The sequence below is a fragment of the Streptomyces sp. NPDC058469 genome (assembly GCF_042721125.1).
Taxonomy (GTDB): domain Bacteria; phylum Actinomycetota; class Actinomycetes; order Streptomycetales; family Streptomycetaceae; genus Streptomyces.
The window spans coordinates 165757-190717 of sequence record NZ_JBHXME010000001.1; the positions used below are offsets into that span (position 1 = coordinate 165757).

Consider the following 24961-nt stretch of genomic DNA (forward strand, 5'->3'; position numbering starts at 1 on the left):
TGGGAGGCCGAATGCGTGTGATCGCCTGGCTGGTCGAGGGCACCTGGCCCGCCTGTGTGGACGCCGTACGGACGCATGCGCCGGAGGCGTCCGAGGTGGTGCTGCTGCATGTGAGCGGGCCGGACGTGCCCGGTGTCGCGCACGGGGCGTTCGCCGGGCTGCTCGGCCGGCGTGGTCCGCAGCGCGATCCCGGGACCCGGCTGGAGGATCTCGGCAGTACCTCGGCGGCGGAGCTGCTGGACGCGGCGGCCGAGCGGCTGGGGCGGCCGTGCACCCGGATGGAGCGCGCCGGGCGGGTCGAGCGCGAGGTGGTGGCCGCCGCCGGGGACGCCGATCTGCTGGTGCTGGCCCGCGACGGCGACCGGGCCCGGCTCGGCCCGCGCAGTCTCGGGCCCGCCGTACGGTTCGCCGTCGATCACGCGCCCTGTCCGGTGCTGCTGGTGTGGCCGGAGGCGGCGCCGGGCATCTCGACCCTGCCGCCGCCACCGCCGCCGCACCACTGAGAGTCAGCGGTGGTGCCCGCCGCCGCTGTTTCCGCCGCCTCCGGACCAGCCGCCGCCCTGGCCGCCGCCTGAGCAGTAGGACGGGTAGTAGTCGCAGTAGTCGACGGTCGGGGAGGCCGTCGTCGGCGTGGACTGTGGGGTCGACGCGCTCGGTGTCGGGGTGGGCGTGGCCGTCGGTGTCTTCGAGGGCTCCGGGGCGGCCGACTTGGTCGTGGGGGTCGGCGAGTCGGTGCTGTCGGTGTCCCAGTTGACGACCTGCATCTGGGGGTCGGCCTTCGAGGTGTCGAAGACCCAGCGCTGGGCCGAGCCGTCCGCCCGGTTCTTCAGGACGAGCGCGCCGCCGCCGTCCGTGGAGGCGGGGGTCAGGGCCAGGTCCTGGTTCCAGCGCGGTACGAGGATGCCCTGGAGCGTGAAGTCGTAGCGGATGTTCTTCGCGGTCGCCGAGGACGTGCCCGTGCAGGGGGCGAGCTGGACCTCGAAGGCGAGGTGCGAGTCGAGGCACAGGCCGGGGTCGGCGGTGCTGCGCAGCTGTCCGTCCGTCTCGTACGACCACTGCTGGCCGGCCGCCGAGGAGCAGCTCTGCAGTTCGGCCTCGGTGCCCTGGGCGGGCTTGTTGCCGGCGACGCCGATGCACAGGCCGGACTCGACGTTGTGCAGCCGGCCGCTGAGCGTGCCCTGGGTGGTGTCGTTCTTGCCGACCCAGGAGGGGTCGGCGGATTCCTTGCCGGTGCCGGCTGCGCCTGCGGCCTGGCTCTCGGTCGTGGTCTTGTCGCCGCCGGAGCCGCCGCTGGACCACAGGACGAGCGGGAGGACGACCAGTCCGCTCACGGTCAGCACGGCCACGGCGAGGTTGCGGCGGCGGACGCGCCGGGCCGCCTTGTGAGCCGATCTGAGTTCGCCGCGCCGCGGGCCGGGGTGCACCGCGACTTCGGTCGAGGCGGACGACACCTCGGCGGGCAGGACGCGGCTGCCGGCCCTGACCTCCAGGTAGGCCCGGGCGCCCCAGCCGAGGACCGCTTCGGCGAGCGCGATGCCGAGCCCGGCGTTGAACTGGTTCAACTGGTCGGCGGTGTACCGGCAGTGCTTGCAGACGCTGAGGTGCATAGCGAGGTCCGGGTCGACCTCCGCGCCGCCGCGCCGGAAGGTGACGTCCAGCAGCCGGATGTAGCGCTGGCACTCGTCGTCCTGGGCGAGTTCGCGGTGGACCTGGAGGCACTCCTCGCGCAACCGGCCGCGGGCGCGCCCGAGTTCGATGTCGGCGCCCTCGTCGTCGATGCCCAGCAGTCCGGCGGGTATCGAGAAGGGTTCGGACTCGACCTCGATGTGCCACAGCAGCGTGCGGGCCGACTGGGGAAGGCGCTGGAACGCCCGGGAGATCAGCCGCCGTTCGGGCACCGGAAGCAGTCGGGCCGCGACGCGGTCGATGTCGCCGTTCGCCCAGCGCAGATCGGGGTGGAGCATTTCCTGCCGGTGGTCGGCGACCCATTCCGCGGCGATACGGCGCACGGTGACGAGCACCTGGGGGCGCCAGGCGGCGGTCGGTCCGGACTGCCGCAGGGATTCTCCGAAGAGCCGGGTGAAAGCGGCCGTGGTGAGCATTCCGGCGTGGTGCGGTCCGTCGGTGCACAGCCCCGCATAGGCGAAGGCCGCTTCCCAGTGCCGGTCCAGCAGTTCGCCGACGGGTTGCAGCGCGGGCGTCGTCCCCGTCCACTTCTTCAGCTCGGCGCTGAGCTGCTCGTCGGTCACTTCGAAGTGGTGAGCGGAAGTCGGGGAATTCGAGGGACCTGGGTCCGTCACGGCTGCATTCCTCCAGGTGAAACGCGGAATTCGGTCCATACCGGCGGGTATGCGACCCTGCCGACAGGCCGACAGGGTCCGCCCGTTCGATTGACGGCATCCCGAACGTCCGCCTGGGGCAGCTCTTTTGAAGCAAGGGGGGTGACGTACGGGAGGGGCCTCGAGCACGCGGAGGGGAATCATCTATGTGCCCGCGCGCCGACAGGCACACCTTTGCACAGGTCAGCGAGGCGGAACAAGGTCTCTCTCCGTTTTGTGCATTGCGGTCGGGCCCCCGCATTTTGACGATTCGTCAATCGGGCCCGTTATGGGATTGCCACCGTATCCACACGGGAAATCCCGAAACCATTGGCCGGAGGCCGCCCGGCGCACTCCGCGCGTCGGGCGCGGGGACGCCCCTCCTTCCGGTTTTCCCAGGTCATGTTCCAGCCGCCCGGCCCAATGCCGGACGAGCCACTGGTGTCACAGGAGTTGACGACTTCCACGCCGTCACCGATGAGGGAGTTCACGACCAACCAATAGGCGCGAGCCCGGCCTCCTGACACTGTGGTCTGACATAACACCGAGGAGAACGGGTTCACGGTCGCGCGCGGATTGTTCGGGTACGACGAAATCGACCGGCTCTGTGCGGAGTTCACAACGCGTCCGGGGCGGAACCGTGCGGCACGAAGTTGGCACCGCGCGGCCCGCACCGGAGTTGCCTGACATCCGCCAGAGGGAGTTCGTGTTGACGGCACGTCAGGAGTGGCCGCTGATCGCGTGCGGAGCGTAGGGCTGCTCCAGCTCCTCCAACTCCTTGTCGCTCAGCTCCAGTTCGACGGCGGCCACGGCGTCCTCGATGTGCTGCGGCTTGGCGGCGCCGACGATCGGCGCCGCCACCGTGCTCTGGTGCAGCAGCCAGGCCAGGGCGACCTGGGCGCGCGGGACGCCCCGGTCGCCGGCGATGCGGGTGACCGCCTCGACGATGGCGCGGTCGCCTTCCTGGTAGAGGCGGTTGCCGAAATTGTCGGTGCTGCTGCGCTCGGTGGTGGTGCCCCAGTCACGGGTGAGGCGGCCGCGCGCCAGCGGGCTCCAGGGCAGCACACCCACGCCCTGGTCCGCGCAGAGCGGCAGCATCTCGCGCTCCTCCTCGCGGTAGAGGAGGTTGTAGTGGTTCTGCATGGACACGAACTTGGTCCAGCCGTGCCGCTCGGCGATGTGCTGGTGCTTGGCGAACTGCCAGGCGTACATCGAACTCGCCCCGATGTAGCGGACCTTGCCCGCCTTCACCAGGTCGTGCAGCGCCTCCATCGTCTCCTCGACGGGGGTGTGCGGGTCGGCGCGGTGGATCTGGTAGAGGTCGACGTAGTCGGTGCCGAGACGTTCGAGGCTGTGATCGATCTCGGACATGATCGCCTTGCGGGAGAGTCCGGCGCCGTTGGGTCCGGGGCGCGTCCGCCCGTGCACCTTCGTGGCGAGCACGACCTCGTCGCGGCGGGCGAAGTCGCGCAGCGCCCTGCCGGTGATCTCCTCGCTGGTGCCGTCGGAGTAGACGTTCGCCGTGTCGAGGAAGTTGATCCCGGCCTCCAGCGCCTGCCGGATCAGCGGGCGCGAGGCCTCCTCGTCGAGGGTCCACTCGTGGGTGCCGCGGTCCGGGAGGCCGTAGGTCATGCAGCCCAGAGAGATCCGCGAGACGTCCAGGCCGGTCGAACCGAGCTTCACGTACTGCATCGTTGCTGCTCCTGCCTTCGAGTTCGGTACCGGTTTGGAGCGTACGACTTCGTGAGTACTCGAAGTCGCGCATGTGCACGCACCCTTGACGGGTGGCGTGGCCGGGCGCTTTGATCCTGGACGTGCCCGCGCGTGCGGCGCGGTACGCAGAGGTGCGCCCAGCCGGTAGCGGACAGGTTCCAAGCCCGGCCACAGTCGCCAGGACCGCGGCTCCATCCGGTCCGAGGCGGGGTCGTACCCGCGATTGATGGAGCGGACATGCCCGTCAAGGGTGTCTCCCGCGTCGGAGGTCTCGGGACGGCCGCGGTCCTGAGCGGCGCCGTCGCGACAGCAGCGGTACTGACCTCGTGCGGAGCCTCGACCGGTGCCCGGCCGGAGCAACCGTCGCGCTCGGCATCGGAGAGGCCGTCGCGTTCGGCCGCATCGGCGAGCCCGTCCCGCGCGGCGCCGTCGAAGAGCTCCGCGCCTTCGAAAAGCTCCACGCCGTCGGCGAGTCCCTCGCGTTCGGCGCCCGGCGCGGTGCGACTCCCGCCGCGTCACGCCGACTTCGACTACCAGATCGGCGGCGCCTATCCCCCGCCCACCGGCGTCCGGATCCTCAGCCGCGACCGTACGGCGTCACCCGCGCCCGGCCTCTACAACATCTGCTACGTCAACGCCTTCCAGGCCCAGCCGGACGAGCGCGCCTCCTGGCCCGCCGATCTGCTGCTGCGGGACGCGGACGGCAAGGTGGTCGTCGACGAGGACTGGGGCGAGGCGCTGCTCGACATCGGTACGGCGGCGAAGCGGGAGCGGGTGGCGGCGCGGGTGAACCGGTGGATCGACGGCTGCGCGGCCAAGGGCTTCGACGCCGTCGAGCCGGACAACTACGACAGTTACACCCGCTCGCGCCACCTCCTGACGGCGAACGACGCGACCGCCTTCATCACCCTGCTCTCCCGGCACGCGCACGCCCGGCGGCTGGCCATCGCCCAGAAGAACACGGTTGAGCTGGCGGGGCTCAGGAGACAGACCGGCCTCGACTTCGCGATCGCGGAGGAGTGTGCCGAGTACGACGAGTGCGGGGAGTACGCCAAGGCCTTCGACGACCGGGTCATCGTCATCGAGTACTCCGACTCCGGTCTGCGCAAGGCCCGTTCGGGCTTCGCCGGGAGGCTCAGCATCGTGCGCCGGGATATGGACGTGTCGACGCCCGGCAGCGCCGACTACGTCCGCAAGGTGCGGTGAGGGGTCGCCATGACACACAGGGCACAGGGGACGCAGAGAATGTCACGCCGTGGGCTGCTGCTCGGGGCGGCCGCGATCGGTGCCGCGAGCGGGTGTGCGGGCGGCGCCTCGGACGGGGTCGGTGCAGACGGCCGGGTGACCGTGGAGCTGTGGCACGGGCAGGTCGACACGGGCCGCAAGGCGGTGGAGGCACTGGTCGCCGAATTCAACCGGACCCACCCCACGATCCGCGTGGACCCGGGCGGCGGTGGGGTGTTGGCCGATGCGATGCTCCAGAAGGTGACCGCCGCGCTCGCCGCCGGCTCGTACCCGGACATCGCCTACATCTTCGGTTCGGACCTGGCGAGCGTGGCGCGCAGCCCGCGAGTCGTCGACCTGACGTCGGCGATGCGGGCCGGTCCGACACCGTGGGACACGTTCTGGAAGCCGGTGCGGGACGCGGTCACCGTCAACGGGCGGGTGCGCGCGGCGCCCGCGGTGCTCGATTCGCTGGCCGTCGTCTACAACAAGAAGCTGTTCCGACAGGCCGGGCTCGACTACCCGGAGCCCGGCTGGAGCTGGGACCAATTCACCGACACCGCAAGGCGGTTGACCGACCACGACCGGGGAGTCTTCGGCACCGGCTGGCCGGCCGTGGGCGACGAGGACACGGTGTGGCGGCTGTGGCCGATGCTGTGGGATCTCGGCGGCGAGGTCGTCGCACCGGACGGCAAGCACATCGGCTTCGCCGATCAGGGCGTACGGACACTCCGCACGCTCGCCCAACTCGGCCACGACAAAAGCGCGTACCTCGACACCAAGCCCGGCAGCGAACAGCTCTACCAGGTGTTCCTCAACAGCCGTATGGCCATGGTCGCCACCGGTCCCTGGCAGTTGCCCGACATCATCACCGCGAAAATCGACTACGGGGTCGTGCCGCTGCCGACGTACAGCGGGCACGCGATTACCATCTCCGGGCCCGACACGTGGACGGTCTTCGACAACGGTTCGGCCCGGTCCCGGGCGGCCGTGGAGTTCGTGCAGTGGATGAACTCGCCTGTCCACGACGTCCGTTGGGACATCTCGGCGGGCGGGCTGCCACTGAGCACGGGCACCGCCGCACGGCCGGAGTGGCGGGAGCACAGCGCCCGTACGGTCGGGCTCGACGTCTTCACCGACAGTCTGCGCTCGGCCCGCGTCCGGCCCGTCCACGCCGCGTACCCGCAGATCTCACAGGCCTTGGGCGAGGCGATCGTCTCCGTGCTGCTCGGCCGGGACTCCCCCGAGAAGGCGCTCCGTTCCTGCGCCGACAAGGCCGACGCGGCCCTGCTGATCCCCAGGTGACTTCCCCCTTCCGGGAGACCCCGATGTCCACACTGCCCCGCGCCCTCACCCTTCCCGCACAGCCCACTGCCGCCGCGCAGGCCGCGCGCCGCGCCGCCCGCCGTCGCGCCCGTCAAGAGCGGTCCACCGCTTGGGCGTTCATCGGCCCGTCCGTCGTGGTCATCCTCGGGCTGAGTGTCGTGCCCGTCGTCTGGTCGCTGCTGCTGTCGTTCCGCGCCGACGACCTGGTCACGCCCGGCCGCTGGGTCGGCCTCGACAACTACCGCGCCCTCGCCCAGGACCCCAACTTCCGTACGGCGGTGAGCAACACACTGCTGTACGCGGCGCTGTACGTGCCGCTCAGCCTGGTCGGCGGCCTGGCGCTGGCGTTGGCGCTCAACCGGCGGATCCGGCTCATCGGCCTGTACCGCACGCTGGTGTTCATCCCGTTCGTGGTGTCGGCGACCGCGCAGGGTGTGCTGTTCTCGTTCATCCTCGACCCGGAGTTCGGCGTAGCCAACGCGCTGCTGCACCAACTCGGCATCTCCGCACAGGGTTTCCTCGCCGACCCGGACCAGGCGCTGTACCTGCTGGTGCTGATCTCGCTGTGGAGCGGGGTGGGTTTCTGCGTCGTCGTCTATCTGGCCGCGCTCCAGGACGTGCCGCCCGAACTCGTCGAGGCGGCCCGTATCGACGGCGCGAACCGTACGCAGGTACTGCGCCATGTGACGCTGCCCGCGCTCACCCCGGTCACCGTCTTCCTGCTCCTGTGGCAGTTCATCACCTCGCTCCAGGTCTTCGACCTGATCTATGTGACGACGAAGGGCGGCCCGTTGGGCTCGACGACCGTGATCGTGTACTTCGTCTGGCAGCAGGCCTTCCAGATGTTCACCGCGGGCTACGGCGCCGCGTCCGCGTACGTCCTCGCCGTGGCGCTGCTGGTCGCGGGCGGCGCGCTACGGGTCGTACGGCGCCGGCAGGGCCGTACGGAAGGAGGGGGCCGATGAGGGCGCGGCGTGCGCGGCGGGTGAGTGCGTGGCATCTGGTGCTGGCGCCGCTGGCGTTGTGCTTCGCGCTGCCGTTCGTGTGGCTGCTGCTCAGCTCGGTGATGACGAACGCGGAGATCAACCGCTTCCCACCCGCCTTGTGGCCCAAGGGAATTGACCTGGGCGGCTACCGCTACGTGCTGGGCAACGCGATGTTCCCGCGCTGGTTCGCCAACTCGCTCATCGTGGCGTCGGTGGCGGTGGTGTCGAATCTGCTGCTCGGGTCGCTCGGCGGGTACGCGTTCGCGCGGATGCGGTTCGCCGGGTCGCGGCTGCTGCTGGGGCTGATGCTGGCGACGATGGTCGTGCCGTTCCAGCTGACGATGATCCCGACGTTCCTGGTGATGAAGTGGTTCGGGCTGATCGACACCCTGGGCGCGCTGATCCTGCCGTCGCTGGTGACGCCGTTCGCGGTGTTCCTGTTCCGGCAGTTCTTCCTCGCGCTGCCGAGGGAGATGGAGGAGGCCGCCTGGATCGACGGGTGTTCGCGGCTGCGGGTGCTGTTCTCGATCGTCATGCCGCTGGCCCGGCCGGCGCTCGCCACGGTCGCCGTCCTCACCTTCCTGGCCACCTGGAACGACCTGTCGTGGCCGCTGATCGCGATCAACCACGACACCCAGTACACGCTCCAGTTGGGCCTGACGACCTTCCAGGGACAGCACCACACCAAGTGGTCGGCGGTGATGGCGGGCAACGTCATCACGGTGGTGCCGGTGCTGGTGGCGTTCCTGCTCGCGCAGAAGACGTTCATCCAGTCGCTGACGTCGAGCGGGCTCAAGGGATGAGCCACGCACCGTACTTGACCCCTTCACAGAGGAGCCAGATGACCGACGTCAGGATCGCCTTCGTGGGCGCCGGCAGTGTGGTGTTCACGCAGGGCCTGCTCGCCGACCTGTTCGCCTTCCCCGAACTCGCCCACGCCCGGATCGCGTTGCACGACATCGACCCGGAACGGCTCGCGACGGCGGAGGGCGCGGCCCGGCACATCGCCCAAGTACGCGGGGCCGAGCCGGAGATCACCGCGCACCTCGACCGGCGGGCGGCCCTCGCGGACGCCGACTTCGTCGTCAACATCGTCCAGGTCGGCATGAACGAGGCCACCCGCACCGACTTCGCGATCCCCGCTCGCTACGGTCTGCGCCAGACGATCGCCGACACCCTCGGCGTCGGCGGCATCTTCCGCGCGCTGCGCACCTTCCCGGTGCTGCGGTCACTGGCCGAGGACATGGCCGAACTCTGCCCGGACGCCCACCTGTTGAACTACACCAACCCCATGGCGATGAACCTCCTCTACCTGAGCCGCATCGCCCCCGCCCTGAAGGCGACGGGCCTGTGCCACTCGGTGTACTGGACGATGCACGACCTGTCCGAGCTCGTGGGGGTCCCCTTCGAGGAGGTCTCCTACCTGGCCGCCGGGGTCAACCACCAGGCCTGGGTGCTGCGTTTCGAGCGGGCGGGCCAGAGCCTCTACCCGCTCCTCGACGAGACGATCGCGAAGGACCCCGAGCTGCTGCGCCGGGTCCGCGTGGACATGTACCGCAGGCTCGGCCACTACCCCACGGAGACCAGCGAGCACTCCGCCGAGTACGTGCCCTGGTATCTGCACCACCCCGAGGAGATCGAGCGGCTACGGCTGCCGGTCGGCGCGTACCTGGAGATCATCGAGGAGAACACCGCGAGCTACGAACGCACCCGCGAGGCCCTGGCGGCAGGCACCCCGCTCCCCGTCGAGGGCACGCTGGAGTACGCCCCGCAGATCATCCACAGCATCGTCACCGGCACGCCCCGAACGGTCTACGGCAACGTCCCCAACCGCGGTCTCATCGACAACCTCCCCGCCGACTCGGTCGTCGAAGTCCCGTGCCTGGTCGACGCGTTGGGCGTCCAGCCGACCCGGATCGGCGCCCTGCCCCCGCAGTGCGCGGCCCTCAACAGCGCGTACGTCTCCGTCACCGACCTGGTGGTCCGCGCGGCCACGGACGGCGACCCGCGCCACATCCGCCACGCGGCGATGGCCGACCCGGCGACGGCGGCGGCCCTGCCGGTCGAGCGGATCTGGGACCTGTGCGACGACCTCGTCGAGGCCCATGGAGAGCTGTTGCAGCCGGAGCTGCGTGCGCCGCTGGGCCACTGAAGGGCGTCCGGCGTTGGTGTGACCGCCCCTGACCGCCCGGCGTGGGAGCGGCCGGGCGGCCACCGGGCTCGCGCATCCTCGGTGCGGACGACCGGCGCCCGGCCGGTCGCGGCCGTACGGGAGGAACACGATGCCGAGACGTTCGACCAGCCTGAGAACCCTGATGGGGGCGGCCGTGCTGGTGCTGGCCCTGGTGTCGCCCGCGTGGGGCGGCACGGACCCGGCGCCGGCCCCGCCCGAGCCGCCGTCGACCCTGTGCGCGCCCGCCGGCACCCTGCACGGCGCACACGGCCAGCATGCCGTCGTCAGCCTCTGCGCGGGCAGCGGCACCCCGACCATGGCGGTCTCGGCTCCCGCGACCTGCCGACAGCTCAGGGCGACCGTCCGGTACGCGTGCCGCACCTCGGGCACCTGGACCGCCGAGCGTGGCGGCGAGACGGCCGCGTCCGGCACGTTGCCCGGGTCGGGTCAGTATCCGGGCCCGGGGACGTACGATTTCACGGCCACCGTGCACGTCCGCTCCGCGCCCGAGGGCGTCGACCTGCAGGGCACCGTCCACGCCACGCTGACCCTGACCGCGCCCAGGCCGAAGGTCACGCACGGCATCGAGGTGGACCGGAGCACGCTGCGGCCCGACTCGGTGACGACCCTGACGTACACGGTCCACCGGCACAGCGACGAGGGCGACGGCAGCGCGCGGTTCGGGCTGATCTCGGAGGAGGGGTCGGGGGCGGAGCTGACCACGTCCGACCCGCGCTGCGTCAATCCATTGGTCGGCCGCCACCCCTCGCAGGACCGGCTCCCGCACGCACTGGACTGTGCGCTCACCGATCTCCAGCCGGGGCACCCGGGCACGGTGGTGGTCCGTGTCGCCCTCAAGTCCCGTTGTTCCACGGTGGTTTCGAAGCTGGGCTACTGGATGCCGCAGGGTCAGGCGCTCTACACCGGGGGCATGCTGGCCGGGCCGACCGTGACCTGCGCCTAGAGCAGGTCGAAGGCTCGCTCCCACGCGAACTCCGCCCGCCCGCCGTCCTCTTGGACCTCACCGGAGTACGGCTCCCCGAACCGCACGCCCATCCCGCGCAGCCGTATCAGACTCTCCTGGTAGGCGGGGTGGGCCGCCAACGCGTGGGCCACACAAAGGAGTACGGCGATCGGGACGCCCAGGCCGTACGCCTCGCACAGGGTGCTGAGGGCGAGGGTGTCGGCGGTGCCGGACGCCCACTTGTTGATGGTGTTGAAGGTGGCGGGCGCGACGATCACCGCGTCCGGCGGCGGGAAGGGGCGCGGATCGCCCGGCATGCGCGAGGCGGACCGGATGGCGCGGCCGGTCTGCGCCTCGACGGCGGGGACGTCGAAGAAGCCCGACGCGGCGACCGGGGTGGCGATCACTCCGACCTCCCAGTCCAACTCCCGTGCGGCGGAGATCAGTTGCCCGACGTCGGCGGCGATCCCGGCGGCGCAGACGACGACGTAGAGGAAGGGCTTCAAGTCCTGTTCGATCACCCGGGGAGCCTACTGAAGCGGGAACGACCGCCCGCGCTCCTCCTCGGGCCGCGTCCCGAAGACGCGCCGTTCCTTCTCCTCGATGGCCAGGTCGTTGATGCTGGCCTCGCGACGGGTCATCAGGCCGTGCTCGTCGAACTCCCACAGTTCGTTGCCGTACGACCGCCACCACATGCCGTCGGCGTCCCGGCACTCGTACTGGAAGCGGACGGCGATGCGGTTGCCGTCGAAGGCCCACAGGTCCTTGCGCAGCGCGTACTCGTGCTCGCGGGCCCACTTCGCGGTGAGGAACTCGACGATCGCGGCACGGCCGGTGACGAAGGTGTCGCGGTTGCGCCAGACGGAGTCCTCCGAGTAGGCGAGCGCCACCCGCCGCGGGTCACGGGTGTTCCAGGCGTCCTCGGCGGCCTGGACCTTCTGGGCCGCGGTCTCACGGGTGAAGGGCGGGAGGGGAGGGCGGTCGGCCATGGTCGTCTCCGAGGGGGAATGAGGTGAAACGATGCGGAGAACGCGCGTTCTCCGGGGCGACTGCTAACGTAGAGAACGCTCGTTCTCACGTCAAGGAGCAGTCGAGGAGTGGTGTCGTTCCATGGACAGCGCAGTCGCCCGGGAGCAGGCGCTGGACGCCGCCGAGAAGCTGTTCTACGGACGGGGTGTTCAGGCCGTCGGCATGGACGCCGTCCGCACCGCCTCCGGGCTCTCCCTCAAGCGGCTCTACCAACTCTTCCCCGCGAAGGAGGAGTTGGTGGAGGCGTATCTCGAACGGCGTGACCTGCGCTGGCGCGGACGCCTCGCCGAACACGTCGCACGGCACGATGATCCGCAGGAGCGGATTCCGGCCGTCTTCGACTGGCTGGAGGAGTGGTTCGGCGAGGCCGATTTCCGCGGGTGCGCGTGGATCAACTCGTACGGCGAGCTGGGTGCGACCTCGGAGCGGGTGGTGGCCCAAGTGCGGGCGCACAAGCGGGCGTTCCGCGAATATCTCGCCGGTCTCGTGGCGGACGCGGGGCTGCCCGCCGCACTCGCCGGGCAGTTGTTCCTGCTGGCCGAGGGGGCCATGGTCACGGCGGGCATCACCGGGAGCGCGGAACCGGCGGCGGAGGCGCGTGAGGCGGCCCGGTCGCTGTCGCGGCCCGCTGAGGTCAGGCGGCGGCGAGGGCCGTGAGCGTGGCACGGGCACGGGCTAGGGAGGCCGCCGCCAGGTCCTCCAGACCGGCCGGCTGGGGAAGGACGTCGACCCGGGTCAGTTCGGCGGCGACGAGGTGGAGGTTCTCCGGCGGGACGCCGAGATTCCCGAAGTAGGCCTCCAGATAGGGCGTTTGGAAGTCGAAGTGTTCGCGCGGGGAGCCGGGGCCGTAACCGCCGCCGCGCGCCATGACCACGACCACGCGGGTGTGGCGCAGGAGGCTCTCGCCGGTGTCCGGGTCGGTGAGCGCGCCGGGGAAGGTGACGCGGTCGATCCACGCCTTCAGGGTCGCGGGCACCGAGAAGTTGTACATCGGGACACCGAGCAACAGCGTGTCCGCGGCGAGCAGTTCGGCGATGTACGGGAGGGTCGTTTCCCACTCACGCTGCTCGGGCGCGCTCTCGATGAGCGCGGGGACCTTGGCGGGCGGGACGAATCCCTCGCGCTCCACTCGGCGGCCGAGGGTGGTGTAGGCGGGGGTGATCGGCGCTACGGGTTCCGCCGACAGATCGCGGTGACGGTGGTCCCCCGTGCCGTGCGCGGTGCGCCACGCACGCACGAAGGTCTCGGTGAGTCGCCTGGTCACGGAGTCGGCGGTCGCGTCGGCGCTGGAGTCGATGTGCAGCAGCATGGTGTGGTCACCTCGGTCGGTTCCGGTTCGTCGGACAGGTGACGGAGCACGATGAGGAAAGGTGACCCATGCGGGGGCACGACGAGTTGGCGGAGCGGTTCGAGGAACGGCGCGGGCAGCTACGGGCGGTCGCGTACCGGATGCTGGGTTCGCTCGGCGAGGCGGACGACGCCGTGCAGGAGGCCTGGCTGCGGCTGAGCCGTACGGGCGGCGACGGCATCGACAACCTCACCGCCTGGCTGACGACGGTCGTCTCCCGCGTCTGCCTGGACATGCTGCGCTCGCGCGCGTCCCGACGGGAGGATCCCTATGGCGACGACCTGCCGGAGCCGAGCGCCGACGAACTGCCCGAGGACGAGGCCGTACTCGCCGACTCGGTGGGGCTCGCGCTGCTGGTGGTGCTGGACACGCTGGGTCCGGCGGAGCGGGTCGCGTTCGTGCTGCACGACCTGTTCGCGGTGCCGTTCGACCGCGTCGCGGCAGTCCTGGACCGCTCCCTGCCCGCCGCGAAGAAGCTCGCCAGCCGGGCCCGGCACAAGGTGCGGGGCACGCCGGTGGTGCCGGGCGCCGAACTCGACCGGCACCGGGAGGTCGTCGAGGCGTTCCTATCCGCCGCACGGGGCGGTGACCTCGGCGCGCTCCTCGACGTCCTCGCCCCCGACGTGGTCCGGCACGCCGACCCCGCCGTGTTGCCGCCGGGCGTGGCTGCCGAGTTGCGCGGCGCCCGGGCGGTCGCGGAGGGGACGGTACTGCTGCGACACCGGACGCGGTTCGCGACCCCGGCCCTCGTCGACGGGGACGTGGGCATCGTGGTCGCGCCGGGGGGACGGTTGCTGCTTGCTCTCCGGGTGCGGGTCGAGGGCGGGCGGGTTGCCGCGTACGAGGTGATCGCGGGGCGGGAGGGGTTGCGGGGAGTTGAGGTGGGAGTGCTCGGTGTGGGGAGTTGAGGCGGGCGGGCCGGGGCGATCGGCTTCGCGGCAGGAAGGGGTGGCTCGGCTCGGCGGGCCGGCCACCTCCTCCTCAGGAACCGGTCAGCCCAGCGGGCCGGCCACCCCCGCCGCGAACCCGCTCAGCCCACCGTGTCCGACACCGTGATCGCGCTCACCGGGCAGGCCCGTGCCGCCTCCCTGAGCATGGGGTCGTCGCTGTCCTCCTTGCCCGGCAGCACCGTGCTGTAGCCGTCGTCGTCCTGGGTGAAGACGCTCGGGGCGGCCAGGGCGCACTGGCCCGCCCCGATGCAGATGTCCTTGTCGATGTGGATTTCCGTGTGCATGGAGCGCAGCCTCTTACCAGGTCACGGGGAGTTCCAGCATCCCCTGGATCGTGTCGCCGGGTTTGAAGGGAATCTCCTCCGCGGGGACGGCCAGCCGCAGCGTGGGCAGCCGGTCGAAGAGGCTGCGCAGGGCGATCTCCAGTTCGGCGCGGGCCAGGTTCTGGCCGAGGCACTGGTGGATGCCGAAGCCGAACGAGACGTGGTGGCGGGTGGGCCGGTGCCAGTCCAGGGTGTCCGGTGCGGTGTAGACGTCCTCGTCGCGGTTGATGACCGCGGCCGAGAAGACCACACCGTCGCCGGCCCGGATCGTCGTACCGTCCACCTCGATGTCCTCAAGGGCCTGCCGCATCAGCCCGTCCACGATGGAGAGCGACCGCATCAGCTCCTCGACCGCGTCCGGCAACAGCCCTGGATCGTCCCGGAGTTCGGCGAGCCGCTCGGGGTGACGCAGCAGCGTGAAGGTGCCCAGGGAGATCATGTTGGCGGTCGTCTCGTGGCCCGCGACGAGGAGGATGACCGCGAGGGAGATCAACTCCGTGCGGTCCAGCGCCCCTTCGCTCAGCTGCTCCCGGACGAGGTCGTCCAGCAGTCCCTCGCCCGGATCCCGCTGCTTACGGTCGATCAACTCCCCCAGATACGCGTCGAGTTGATCGCGCGCGCCCTGACTGTCCTCGGCCTTCGGACCGCGCAGCAGGCGCCGGGACTGGGCCTCGAAGAACTCGTGGTCGGCGTACGGGACGCCGAGCAGCGCGCAGATCACCATCGAGGGCACGGGCAGCGCGAACGCGGGCACCAGGTCGGCGGTCGGACCCTGGGCGATCATCGCGTCGAGGCGTTCGTCGACGATCCGCTGGATGTCGGGCCGCAGTGCGGTGGCGCGCTTGACGGTGAAGGCGGGGATCATCATCCGCCGCTGGGTGCGGTGCTTGGGGTCGTTCTCACCGAGCAGTGCGACCCTGCGGTTCCGGACCGCCGCGAAGCGTTCGTTGGTCGCGGGGAAATCGGGGTCGGTACGGTCGCTGGACAGACGCTGGTCGGCCAGCAGTGCGCGGGCGGCGGCGTGGCCGGTGACGAGCCATGCCGTGCGGCCGTCGTACAGCGTGATGCGGGTCAGCGGGCGGGCGCTGCGGAGGGGGTCGTAGGCGGCAGGCGGGTGGTAGGGGCAGGTGCGGTCCTGCGGGAAGGCGACGGGTTCGGTCAGATCGGTCAGTTCCGTCAGATCCGTCATGGAAGACCTCGCAGACGAAGAGTGCGTCTTGCCGATCTTCATTAGATGCCCGAGGCACCTATGAGGCCACCTGAAGTTCGGCCAGATCGGTGGTACCTACAATCTGGCCGATCCTGATGGCCCCGGCCCGCTCGACGATCACGGTCGCGGGGAGGCCGAACCTCCCCCGCCCGCGACCGGAATCCCGCCGTCCGCCGGGGCGAAGGCCAGGGACACGGCGAGGCTGTCCTCGTACACATGATGACGGACGATCAGTCCGTCCCGGACGGTGAGATGAAGGGCGAACCTGGCGCGATACGGCCGTCCGGTGGGCCTGGCGGTCAGCCGGATCTCGCCGAGCACCACCGCGTCCTCGCCGTCGACCAGGATGCGCTCGATCTCCGTGCCCACCTGTCCGGGCACATGGTGCTCGGCGAGGTCCCGGAAGTGGTCGGCGGCGTCGGCGCGGGTGGCGCGGTGCCGGATCCACGGGGTGGCGGGACTGCCGTGCTGGTCCTCGGGCCAGTCGAGTCTCCAGTCGGCGTGCTCGGCGTACAGCTCGGCGATGTGCTCGGGCCCGGCGTGGCCGATCCGGTGCAGCAGGTCCTCCACGACGGTGCGCGTGGTCGGGGTCATGGACATGGGGCGGCCCTCTCTCGGACGGTTCCGGATGGTTGTCGTACGGGTGTCGACTGTGCCGGAGAGGTCGTTCCGGTGCGATTACCTCCGAGGTCATCACCCGGTGGAGGGGGCGTGGCCGAAGAGAGTCGCGGTATGGATGAATCACGCACCGGCTGGTGTTGAATCTCGGTGCGAGACAGCCGTAGAACGCGAGATGGGACGAATGACATGCCTCTTGAGGGCGAGTACGAACCCAGCCCGTCGCAGTGGGTGCGCGACCAGGTCGAGCTGTACGAGAGCTCCGGCGGCACCAAGGGGACGACGTTGGCGGACACGGGTCTGCCCGTCATCCTGCTGAAGACGGTGGGCGCCAAGAGCGGGAAGATCCGCAAGACCCCGCTGATGCGTGTCGAGCACGACGGGACCTATGCCGTGGTCGCCTCGCAGGGCGGCGCGCCCACGCATCCGGTCTGGTACTTCAACGTCCAGGCCGACCCGCACGTCGAGCTTCAGGACGGCCCGCAGAAGTGGGACCTGACCGCCCGCGAGGTCACCGGCGACGAGAAGGCAGCGTGGTGGGAGCGGGCGGTCGCCGCGTATCCCCCGTACGCCGAGTACCAGACGAAGACGGACCGGCAGATCCCCGTGTTCGTCCTCGAACCGGCCGCCGGAAGCTGAGTCCCGGAGCCTGACCGGCCCGGAGAAAGTTTCTTGTTTCCGGGGCGCATGAACCGGTGACCGTCGGGCATCCGACGTTCAGGCCCCGCCGCGCTCCCCCGTCGCGGCGGGGCTTTCCCGTGCCTCCTCCACCGGCCGGTCGGTGATGTCGAGGAAGATCTCGCCGGCCTCGGACACCGCCCGGCCGAGCGACCGCTTGATGCGCACGGAGACCTCCTCGACCCGCTCGCTGTCCATGCCGGGAACCAGGTCGATCCGGGCGGCGACCATCGTCGAGTCGAGCCCCATCCGCATCGTGAACAGCGCTTCCACGCTGTCGATCTCGGGCTCGGCCGCCAGCAGCGAGCGGATCCTGTCGCTCAGTTCCGGGTCGACGGCCTCGCCGATGAGCTGGTCTCGGGCGTCGCGGCCCAGGCGGTAGGCGACGTAGCCGAGCAGCACTCCGATCGCGAGCGAGGCGGACGCCTCCCACACCACCTGCCCGGTGATCATGTGCAGCGCCATGCCGAGGATGGCGAGGGTCACGCCGAGCACGGCCGTGCCGTCCTCGGCGACGACGGTCCGCAGCGCGGGGTCACGCAGCGCGTCCATGCCGCCGCCCTGGGCGCGCACCTGGTGCAGGGCCCGCAGCAGCGAGATCCCCTCCACGACCAGGGCCACGGCGAGCACGATCAGGCCCACCACATAACCGCTCGACGTCTCCTCCGCTCCGTTCCGCAGGGCCTCGATCCCCTGGAACACGGAGAAGCAGGCGCCCATCACGAAGATCCCCACGGCCGCGAGCAGCGACCAGAAGAACCGCTCCTTGCCGTAGCCGAACGGGTGCTGCCGGTCGGCGGGGCGGCGGCTGCGGCGCAGGGCCGCGAGGAGGAAGACCTCGTTGAGACTGTCGGCCACCGAGTGCGCGGCCTCCGAGAGCAGCGCGGGCGACCCCGCGATCAGACCGCCGACGGCCTTGGCGGCAGCGATCACCAGGTTGGCGGCGAGTGCGACGAGGACGGTGACCCGGGTCTTCCGGTCCGTCGCGCCATCGGATTCCTGGTCCGTCGCACGGTCCGGTTCGGGGTCCGTCGTACGGTCGGACGGGTGATCCTTCGCAGGGTCGGCGGCTTTGTCGCTCATCTACGCCGACTGCCCCTGAAGGTGCTGCTCACACCCTCTACCGAAGGACCGGTTTCGATGACACCGTCGGGGTGCCGACCGTGCCGACCCGCCCGCTCGTCCGCAGAAGGAGATCCGCGTGGCCAAGATCAAGAAGAAGAAAATCCCGCTCGTCTACCAGCCCGTCGGCCTCGTTCTGGGCCTGGTGAGCGGTGCCCTCGCCGGCCGTGCCTTCCGTGCCACGTGGAAGGCGATACGGCACGAGGACAACGCCCCCGACCCGCTGGACCGGGACCGCGGCTGGGCCGAGATCCTGCTCGCCGCCGCGCTCCAGGGCGCCCTCTTCGCGGTGGCGCGCAGCGCGGCGGACCGCACCGGCGCCAAGGTCATCGAACGCTCGACCGGGATCTGGCCGGTGAAGGACAAGAGCGGCAGGGAGTAGGGCAGTTGGGACCAGGGTGCTCGGGAACAGGGCGTCCCCAAAACCGCCTCAGCCCTGATCGGTGGCCGTCGGCGGTACCGGGCGGAGCGTGAAGGAGTGGCCGGCCGGGTCCGCGTACACGCGCTCCTCGTACGGGCCCGGCATGTCCTTGGTCTCCAGCGGGCGTCCGCCGAGGCCGACGATCCTGCGCTCCGCCTCGTCCAGGTCCTCCACCAGGAAGTCCAGGTGGACCTGTTGGTTGTTCTCGGCGCGGGGCCAGCTCGGCGGGGTGGCGCTGAGGTCCCGGCGGAACGCCAGCCGGGTTCCGTCGGCACCCCTGATCTCCACCTGGTCGAGGGTGATGTCCGTCTGCTCGCCGTCCAGCAACTCCGTGTAGAACACGGCGAGCTTCTCCGGCTCGACCGCGTCGAGCACCACGAAGCTAGCGTTGACCAGTGCCATGTGTCCTCCGAAGATTCAGGCGCGCAAGGGTCGAGTCCGGTTGCGACGCACCCAACGGATATCCCCGTTCGGCCAGTTGATGCCGACGACCGGCGTCGATCAACGAATGGGCAACAACCCGCGCGGCTCCCCTGGTTCGGGTGAGACGCCGGATGTAAGAGTGAGGCGGGTGAAGCCCCGTATAGCCGTAGTGACTCTCGCCGTCTGCACCGCGCTCGCTCCGCTCGGCGGATGCGGGAGCGGCACCACCGCCCACGAGTCGTCGCCCTCCTCGGGCAAGCCGACCACGGCCACCGCGAGCCGAACTCCCGCTCCGGGCAAGGGTTCCAAGGACCCCGACGACATCAACGGCGACGGTCACCGCGACCTCGTGGTGCCGATCGTCGTCGGCGGCGGTGAGGGCGCGACCGACGAACGGGTCGGTGTGGTCTACGGATCGGCCAAGGGACTCGACCCGTCGACGCGCACGGTCTACGGCCGCGCCGACCTGGGCCTGCCCGAACCCGGCAGGCAACTCCTCGCCCCGAAGGACTCGTTGTCCGCGGCCGACCTCACCACCGCCGATCTGGACGGCGACGGCTTCCCCGACTTCGTCACCACCGTCCAGGGCGCGATGACGTCGGACAACAACGTCATCGCCCCGCGCACCCTCCCGTACATAGCGTGGGGCGGCCCGGGCGGACCTACGGGGAAGACCTCCGCCACGCCGGTCCAACTGCCGCGGAGCGCGACGAAGGTGGGCATCCAGTCCGTGGTGCGCGGTGACTTCGACGGCGACGGGCACCACGATCTCGCCGGGTTCGCGTACAACCACTCGTCCATGGTGGTGATGTACGGCCCGTTCACGCGCTCGGGCGCCCCCGCCCGCACCGACACGAGCCTCCCCTGGACGGACGGTGATCTCACCGCCGACGCCATCGCCCCGTCCGGCACGCCCCACGCGACCTCGCTCTTGATGCACGCGGTGAGCGACGGCGAGCAGTCCGGCAACACGCTCTACACGGCCCACCGAGGTTCCCAACTGTCCTCCACCGGACGACAGTTGAGGAGCGGGAACGCCCACGCGTTCGGCGACTTCGACGGCGACGGGCAGCGCGATGTGGCCGTGGGCGACGACGGCAGCCGTAACGACGAACCCGGCTACGAGACCGAGCCGGCCGACGTCGACGGCTCACTCGCCGTGTATCCCGGCACGGGCGGCGCACCGGTGACGTACCGCCTGCCCGAGGCACCGAAGTCCGCGCGCACCGACTACGGACCCGGTGGTTATGTGTCCGCCGACCCGGACGGCGACGGCCGCGACGGCATCCTCGTCGCCACCTACGAGGGCGCGACGCTCATCGACGGCACCCGGCGGACCACGGTCCTGCGCGACGGGCCCGCAACGGAGGACGGCAAGAAGATCCCGGCGGAGTGGCGGCACGCCCGGCCCGCGGGGGCCGCCGACTTCGACGGTGACGGCAAGGACGAACTGGTCCTGAACTGGGGCGCGGACGCAAAGTTCGGCGTCTACGGCGAGCGCGCCACGCGCTGGTGGATCACCGACGGCACGACGACCGCGAACAAGGCGACGTTCACGACGACGGACTTCGCCCCGCGCTCCTCATCCTCGTAGGAAGCCTCGCGACCCCCTGGGAAACGGGCTCAGTCCGCCACCAGCCACTCCCCTCCGCGCATCAGGTCCCGCCCCTTGAGTTCGTTGGCCTCCCGCCAGGCCTGCACGCGCTGCGGGCGGATCCTGAAGTACAGGTAGGGCGTGGCCAGTTGGCGCGGGTCGAAGCCGGTCTTCGAGGCGAAGATCTCCGCGTCCTCCTCGGGCAGGTCGGCCGGCGTCAGCATCACCACCGTGCCCTCGATCAGCACCACGTCACGGGTCGGCCCGATGCCGAGCCGGGCGACGCCGGTCGAGGCGAGGTTGCGGCCGGTGGGGCTCGCGGCCGGGGTCGCGAACAGCAGGGTCGTGCCGTCCCACACGAACGACAGCGGCACGAGATAGGGCGCTCCCCCGTCCTCGCCGGCCGTGGCGACCCACGCGTCCTCGTCTTGCTCCAGCCGACGGAGCGTGTCCTGCAAGCGCTGCTTCGCGGTACGTGCGGGCTCTTGAGTCATGGACCCAGTCTGCCGCTCAGCCCCCCTCCGCCGCCGCCCGGATCTCGGCGAGCCGCGCCGCCGCCGCGCTCAGCAGCAGATCCAGGGCGGCCGGGTAGGAGCTGTGCCGCATCGTGGCCACAAGGTGCCGGGCCGTGGCCGCGATGTGCGGGTACGTGTCGGCGGGCAGCCGGGCATACGTCGCCTGCCATACGGCTGCCTCCGCCTCGCGGGCCGGCTTCGGCAGCGCCGTGTTCGCGGAGTCGAGGGCGCCGAAGGCGAGGGCCTGGTCGACGTAGGCGTGGTAGATCCGCACCGCCTCGGCGTCGGGGAACCCGGCCCCGCGCAGCACCGCGAGGATCGCCTCCACGGCCTGGATCTCGTGGGCCCGCCCGGTCACCCGGTACGAGCTGAGCACCGCCGCCCGTGGATGCGCGAGCGCCCCGGCGTGCACGCGCAGACCCAGTTCCCGCAGGTCGGCGCGCCAGTCGCCGCTGGGCCGCCAGGTGCGCAGCGTCCGGCCGATCAGCTCGTCGGCGACCGCCAGCATCAGGTCGTCGGTGTGCCGGAAGTAGCGGTACAGGGAGCTGGGGTCGGCGCCGAGGGCGCGGCCGAGGCGGCGCACGGAGAGAGCTTCGGTGCCGTGTTCCTCGATCAGTCGGAGGGCGGTCTCGACGATCAGTTCCTCGGACAGGACGACGCCCTGTTTGGTGGGGCGCCTGCGCTGCCGGGCGGCGGCCGGGACGACACGCTCGCTCATACGGAACCTCCTCGATGGTCTCGTCCGGGTGCCCGCACCTTACGACAACACCGTTGACCTGTTAAGCGCGCGGGCAGTTTCATGTGCGTTCACCGGGGCCGTTCGGGCCCCCCGGTGCGAGCGGAGAGCACGCCATGAACGACACGCCACCCCCGTCGGGGCCCGCACTGCGCAAGTCCCTCGGCCTGTTGGACGGCGTCGCCATCGCCGCCTCCAGCACGGCCGCGACCACCAGCATCGGCATCGGTCTGGGAGTGACCGCCGGGGTGGTCGGGCTGCATCTGCCGGCCATCATGCTGCTCGCGTTCCTGCCGATCCTGGGCATCGCGGGCGCCTACTCCCGGCTCAACCGGGTGGAGCCGAACGCGGGCAACGGCTATGTGTGGGTGGGCCGTTCACTCACGCCGTGGCTGGGCTTCCTGGTGGGCTGGGTGAACATCGTCGCCACGATCGCGTTCCTCGCGTACACCACGGCGGTGACCGGCTCGGCCATGATCCAGCTCGCCGGGGAGGCCGGAGTGCACGAGGCGGGCGGCCTCGCCCTCGACCCGGGCTCGACGGCGCAGACGACCGCCGTGGGCATCGTGGTCCTGATCGCCGTCACCCTGACCGCCGTCACCGGCGTCCGCACCGCCGCCCGCCTCCAGACCGGACTGCTGATCTTCGAGTACGTCGTCCTGCTCGGCTTCTGCGGATACGGCATCGTCACCGGCCCGCACGCCTTCAGCCTGAGCTGGTTCGACCCGTTCGCGATCCCCTCGGCGTCGGCGCTGGCTCAGGGCCTGCTGCTGTCGGTGTTCTGCTACTGGGGATTCGAGGCCGCGTTCACCGTGAACGAGGAGGTGCGCGACCCGCGTGACGCGTCCCGGGCCGGGCTGATCACCCTGGTGACGATGCTGGGCCTGTTCCTGCTCGGCTCGATCGCCTTCCAACGGGTGCTGTCCGAGGACGAGTTGGCGGGCCACGGCGCCCAGGGCCTGGCGTACTTCGGCGACCGCCTCGCCTCCCAGCCGCTGGCCGCTCTCCCCCTGGTCGCGCTGATGTTCTCGGCGGTCGCATCGCTCCAGGCCGGCGTGATCCCCACCGCCCGCGGCATGTTCGCGATGAGCCGCGACCGCACCCTCGGCCCGGTCTGGTCCAAGGTCAGCTCCCGCTACGGCACTCCGGCCCTCGGCACCCTGCTGATCGGCGCGCTGGCGACGGCAGTTGCGGCACTGGCGCTGGTGATACCCCGTCTCGCCGACATGATCATGGCGACGGTGAACGCCGTGGGGATCGTCGTAGCGCTCTCCTACGCGCTGACCGCCCTCGCGGCAGCCGTGCGGTTCCGCTCGCTGTTGCGAGAGGACTGGCGGCAGGGCGTGCGCGCGGTGGTGCTGCCCACACTGAGCGCCCTGACCCTGCTGGGGCTCGGCGGTTACCTCTGCTGGTCCTTCTACACGTCCACCGACCACCTCGAAGTCAGCGCGGACAACGGCTGGTTCCTGCTGCTCACCCCGCTGGCGATGATCGCGTCCGGTTTCCTGGCCGCCGCGTGGGCGAAGTGGGTGCGCAGGTCCCCGTACTTCCACTCGGGCGAAGGCACCGACGCCGACGCACCGCAGCTCCTCGCCACCTCTCGATAACCCCGCAAGGATACGAACCATGCACGCAGACCTCCTCTTCACCAACGGCCCTGTCCTCACCCCCGAGGGCCGCACCGCGACCGCCGTGGCCGTCACCGGCGACCGCGTCACCGCCGTAGGCCATGCCGAGGTGCACGACCTTGCCGGGCCTCGCACTCAAGTCGTCGATCTGGCGGGGCGGTTGCTGTTGCCCGGGTTCCAGGACGCGCATGTGCATCCGGTGCCGGCGGGGCTGGAGCTGACCCAGTGCGATCTGACGCGGGCCAAGACGGCGCAGGACACGATCGCCGCCGTGCGGGCCTATGCGGACGCGCATCCCGAGCGGGAGTGGATCACCGGGGGCGGGTGGTCGATGGAGGCGTTCGAGGGCGGTACGCCGACGAAGGAGTTGCTGGACTCGGTCGTACCGGACCGGCCCGTGTATCTGCCCAACCGGGACCATCACGGCGCCTGGGTCAACAGCCGGGCCCTGCAACTCGCGGGCATCACACGGGACATGGCCGACCCGGTGGACGGACGGATCGAGCGGGACGCGTCGGGCGAGCCGGCCGGGACGCTTCAGGAGGGCGCGATGCAGCTGGTCGGACGCCTCACGCCACCGACCACGCAGGCCGACCGGCTCGCCGCGCTGCTGCACGCCCAGCGGCATCTGCACGCGCTCGGCATCACGGCCTGGCAGGACGCGCTGGTCGGGGAGTTCCTGGGGATGGACGACCCGTCGGACGCGTATCTCGCCGCCGCCCGGGGCGGTTCGCTCACCGCGCGGGTCGTCGGCGCGCTGTGGTGGGACCGGGAGCGCGGGGCCGAGCAGATCCCCGAACTCGTCGAGCGGCGGGCCGCGTTGAGTCACGGCCGGTTCCGGGCGAGCAGCGTGAAGCTGATGCTGGACGGGGTCGCCGAGACCGGCACCGCCGCCCTGCTCGATCCCTACCTGGACAAGTGCGGTTGCGCGACGGCCAATCGGGGCACCAGCTTCATCGACCCGGGGCACCTGCCCAAGTACGTCACCGAGTTGGACGCGCTCGGCTTCCAGTGCCACTTCCACGCGCTGGGCGACCGGGCCGTACGGGATGCGTTGGACGCGGTGGAGGCGGCACGGGCGGCCAACGGGCCGAGTGACACCCGGCCGCATCTGGCGCACCTTCAGGTGGTGCATCCGGACGACGTGGCGCGGTTCGTACGGCTCGGTGCGGTGGCGAACATCCAGCCGCTGTGGGCCGCGCACGAACCGCAGATGGACGAGCTGACGATTCCGTTCCTCGGGCCCCAACGGGCCCTGTGGCAGTACCCGTTCGGGGCGCTGCTGCGCTCCGGGGCCACCCTCGCGGCGGGCAGCGACTGGCCGGTGAGCAGTCCCGACCCGCTGCAGGGCATCCATGTCGCGGTCAACCGGATCGAACCCGGGGGCGCGGGACCGGTGTTCCTGCCGGGCGAGCGTCTCGATCTCGCGGAGGCGATCACGGCGTACACCGCGGGTTCGGCGTACGCGAACCATCTCGACGAAACGGGCCGGGTGGAGGCCGGGGCGTTGGCGGATCTGGTGGTCCTGGACCGCGATCCGTTCGCCGGTCCGCCGGAGGAGATCGCGGAGACGCAGGTAGCGCTTACTTATGTGGGAGGGACGGGAGTGTACGCAGCTCAGGAGGCGTGAGCAGTAACGGGGATCACGATCGGGGCACGGTG

At 70.8% G+C, this 24961-nt stretch carries 26 protein-coding genes; 14 read left to right on the plus strand and 12 right to left on the minus strand.

Annotated features, from left to right (window positions below):
* The first annotated feature begins 11 nt into the window (after positions 1–11).
* Positions 12–503: a universal stress protein gene (locus ACFWP5_RS00715; RefSeq protein WP_384148430.1), complete on the plus strand. Its 492-nt coding sequence runs from the start codon at positions 12–14 to the stop codon at positions 501–503.
* A 3-nt stretch (positions 504–506) separates the two neighbouring features.
* Here ACFWP5_RS00715 and ACFWP5_RS00720 read toward each other — a convergent pair whose 3' ends face one another.
* Together ACFWP5_RS00720 and ACFWP5_RS00725 are read right to left on the minus strand one after the other, a co-directional pair.
* Complete coding sequence (locus ACFWP5_RS00720) at positions 507–2300, minus strand: ricin-type beta-trefoil lectin domain protein (RefSeq protein ID WP_384148432.1); 1794 nt, start codon at positions 2298–2300, stop codon at positions 507–509.
* A 738-nt stretch (positions 2301–3038) separates the two neighbouring features.
* Entirely contained in the window at positions 3039–4010 is a 972-nt protein-coding gene (locus tag ACFWP5_RS00725; RefSeq protein ID WP_384148434.1) for an aldo/keto reductase, read from the minus strand.
* 258 nt (positions 4011–4268) lie between these two features.
* On the opposite strand from ACFWP5_RS00725, the gene ACFWP5_RS00730 reads away from it, so the two are divergent.
* From ACFWP5_RS00730 to ACFWP5_RS00755, 6 genes are all read left to right on the plus strand, one after another.
* Positions 4269–5237, plus strand: coding sequence for an endo alpha-1,4 polygalactosaminidase (locus ACFWP5_RS00730; RefSeq protein ID WP_384148436.1), 969 nt, complete (start codon positions 4269–4271; stop codon positions 5235–5237).
* A gap of 39 nt (positions 5238–5276) precedes the next feature.
* Positions 5277–6560 carry an ABC transporter substrate-binding protein gene (locus ACFWP5_RS00735; RefSeq protein WP_384148438.1) on the plus strand — a complete coding sequence of 428 codons (1284 nt, stop codon included), beginning with the start codon at positions 5277–5279 and terminating at the stop codon, positions 6558–6560.
* 23 nt (positions 6561–6583) lie between these two features.
* Positions 6584–7546, plus strand: a complete 963-nt coding sequence (locus ACFWP5_RS00740) for a carbohydrate ABC transporter permease (protein WP_384148440.1) — start codon at positions 6584–6586, stop codon at positions 7544–7546.
* Positions 7543–8370: a carbohydrate ABC transporter permease gene (locus ACFWP5_RS00745; protein ID WP_384148442.1), complete on the plus strand. Its 828-nt coding sequence runs from the start codon at positions 7543–7545 to the stop codon at positions 8368–8370. Before ACFWP5_RS00740 ends, ACFWP5_RS00745 begins: the two co-directional genes overlap by 4 nt.
* 38 nt (positions 8371–8408) lie before the next feature.
* The gene (locus ACFWP5_RS00750; protein WP_384148444.1) at positions 8409–9719 is read left to right on the plus strand and encodes an alpha-glucosidase/alpha-galactosidase; all 1311 of its coding nucleotides are present in this window, start codon (positions 8409–8411) and stop codon (positions 9717–9719) included.
* Positions 9720–9849: 130 nt separating this feature from the next.
* A complete protein-coding gene (locus ACFWP5_RS00755) occupies positions 9850–10704 on the plus strand; it encodes a hypothetical protein (RefSeq protein WP_384148446.1) in 855 nt (284 codons plus the stop codon).
* Here ACFWP5_RS00755 and ACFWP5_RS00760 read toward each other — a convergent pair.
* Both ACFWP5_RS00760 and ACFWP5_RS00765 read right to left on the minus strand, forming a co-directional pair.
* Complete coding sequence (locus ACFWP5_RS00760) at positions 10701–11225, minus strand: flavoprotein (RefSeq protein ID WP_384148448.1); 525 nt, start codon at positions 11223–11225, stop codon at positions 10701–10703. The genes ACFWP5_RS00755 and ACFWP5_RS00760 overlap by 4 nt on opposite strands.
* A gap of 9 nt (positions 11226–11234) precedes the next feature.
* Positions 11235–11693: a nuclear transport factor 2 family protein gene (locus ACFWP5_RS00765; RefSeq protein ID WP_384148450.1), complete on the minus strand. Its 459-nt coding sequence runs from the start codon at positions 11691–11693 to the stop codon at positions 11235–11237.
* Positions 11694–11814: 121 nt separating this feature from the next.
* Here ACFWP5_RS00765 and ACFWP5_RS00770 point away from each other — a divergent pair, with 121 nt between their 5' ends.
* Positions 11815–12390, plus strand: coding sequence for a TetR/AcrR family transcriptional regulator (locus ACFWP5_RS00770; RefSeq protein ID WP_384148452.1), 576 nt, complete (start codon positions 11815–11817; stop codon positions 12388–12390).
* On the opposite strand, the gene ACFWP5_RS00775 is transcribed toward ACFWP5_RS00770, so the two are convergent.
* Positions 12368–13042, minus strand: a complete 675-nt coding sequence (locus ACFWP5_RS00775; RefSeq protein WP_384148454.1) for an FMN-dependent NADH-azoreductase — start codon at positions 13040–13042, stop codon at positions 12368–12370. The two genes, ACFWP5_RS00770 and ACFWP5_RS00775, sit on opposite strands and share 23 nt — an antisense overlap.
* 68 nt (positions 13043–13110) lie before the next feature.
* On the opposite strand from ACFWP5_RS00775, the gene ACFWP5_RS00780 reads away from it, so the two are divergent.
* Positions 13111–13989 carry a sigma-70 family RNA polymerase sigma factor gene (locus ACFWP5_RS00780; protein WP_384148456.1) on the plus strand — a complete coding sequence of 293 codons (879 nt, stop codon included), beginning with the start codon at positions 13111–13113 and terminating at the stop codon, positions 13987–13989.
* Between the two features lie 122 nt (positions 13990–14111).
* On the opposite strand, the gene ACFWP5_RS00785 is transcribed toward ACFWP5_RS00780, so the two are convergent.
* The 3 genes from ACFWP5_RS00785 to ACFWP5_RS00795 form a co-directional block, all read right to left on the minus strand.
* Positions 14112–14315 carry a ferredoxin gene (locus ACFWP5_RS00785; RefSeq protein ID WP_384148458.1) on the minus strand — a complete coding sequence of 68 codons (204 nt, stop codon included), beginning with the start codon at positions 14313–14315 and terminating at the stop codon, positions 14112–14114.
* A gap of 13 nt (positions 14316–14328) precedes the next feature.
* Positions 14329–15543, minus strand: coding sequence for a cytochrome P450 (locus tag ACFWP5_RS00790; RefSeq protein ID WP_384148460.1), 1215 nt, complete (start codon positions 15541–15543; stop codon positions 14329–14331).
* A gap of 138 nt (positions 15544–15681) precedes the next feature.
* Positions 15682–16158, minus strand: coding sequence for a nuclear transport factor 2 family protein (locus ACFWP5_RS00795; RefSeq protein ID WP_384148651.1), 477 nt, complete (start codon positions 16156–16158; stop codon positions 15682–15684).
* A 213-nt stretch (positions 16159–16371) separates the two neighbouring features.
* Between ACFWP5_RS00795 and ACFWP5_RS00800 the strand changes: the two genes are divergently transcribed.
* Positions 16372–16821, plus strand: coding sequence for a nitroreductase family deazaflavin-dependent oxidoreductase (locus ACFWP5_RS00800; RefSeq protein ID WP_384148462.1), 450 nt, complete (start codon positions 16372–16374; stop codon positions 16819–16821).
* A gap of 78 nt (positions 16822–16899) precedes the next feature.
* Here ACFWP5_RS00800 and ACFWP5_RS00805 read toward each other — a convergent pair whose 3' ends face one another.
* On the minus strand, positions 16900–17943 hold the full coding sequence (locus tag ACFWP5_RS00805) for a cation diffusion facilitator family transporter (protein ID WP_384148464.1): 1044 nt from the start codon (positions 17941–17943) through the stop codon (positions 16900–16902).
* Positions 17944–18061: 118 nt separating this feature from the next.
* On the opposite strand from ACFWP5_RS00805, the gene ACFWP5_RS00810 reads away from it, so the two are divergent.
* Positions 18062–18364 (plus strand): DUF4235 domain-containing protein, encoded by a 303-nt coding sequence (locus tag ACFWP5_RS00810; RefSeq protein ID WP_384148466.1) that lies wholly within the window; start codon positions 18062–18064, stop codon positions 18362–18364.
* 48 nt (positions 18365–18412) lie between these two features.
* Here the strand turns inward: ACFWP5_RS00810 and ACFWP5_RS00815 are convergent, their stop codons facing one another.
* The gene (locus ACFWP5_RS00815; RefSeq protein ID WP_384148468.1) at positions 18413–18805 is read right to left on the minus strand and encodes a VOC family protein; all 393 of its coding nucleotides are present in this window, start codon (positions 18803–18805) and stop codon (positions 18413–18415) included.
* Positions 18806–18974: 169 nt separating this feature from the next.
* On the opposite strand from ACFWP5_RS00815, the gene ACFWP5_RS00820 reads away from it, so the two are divergent.
* Positions 18975–20420 (plus strand): FG-GAP repeat domain-containing protein, encoded by a 1446-nt coding sequence (locus ACFWP5_RS00820; RefSeq protein WP_384148470.1) that lies wholly within the window; start codon positions 18975–18977, stop codon positions 20418–20420.
* Between the two features lie 29 nt (positions 20421–20449).
* Here ACFWP5_RS00820 and ACFWP5_RS00825 read toward each other — a convergent pair whose 3' ends face one another.
* Together ACFWP5_RS00825 and ACFWP5_RS00830 are read right to left on the minus strand one after the other, a co-directional pair.
* Positions 20450–20914 carry a pyridoxamine 5'-phosphate oxidase family protein gene (locus ACFWP5_RS00825; RefSeq protein ID WP_384148472.1) on the minus strand — a complete coding sequence of 155 codons (465 nt, stop codon included), beginning with the start codon at positions 20912–20914 and terminating at the stop codon, positions 20450–20452.
* Between the two features lie 16 nt (positions 20915–20930).
* Positions 20931–21653: a TetR/AcrR family transcriptional regulator gene (locus ACFWP5_RS00830; RefSeq protein ID WP_384148474.1), complete on the minus strand. Its 723-nt coding sequence runs from the start codon at positions 21651–21653 to the stop codon at positions 20931–20933.
* A 134-nt stretch (positions 21654–21787) separates the two neighbouring features.
* Here ACFWP5_RS00830 and ACFWP5_RS00835 point away from each other — a divergent pair, with 134 nt between their 5' ends.
* Both ACFWP5_RS00835 and ACFWP5_RS00840 read left to right on the plus strand, forming a co-directional pair.
* Positions 21788–23278: an APC family permease gene (locus tag ACFWP5_RS00835; protein WP_384148477.1), complete on the plus strand. Its 1491-nt coding sequence runs from the start codon at positions 21788–21790 to the stop codon at positions 23276–23278.
* A 19-nt stretch (positions 23279–23297) separates the two neighbouring features.
* Positions 23298–24929, plus strand: coding sequence for an amidohydrolase (locus ACFWP5_RS00840; RefSeq protein WP_384148479.1), 1632 nt, complete (start codon positions 23298–23300; stop codon positions 24927–24929).
* The last annotated feature ends 32 nt before the right edge of the window (positions 24930–24961 follow it).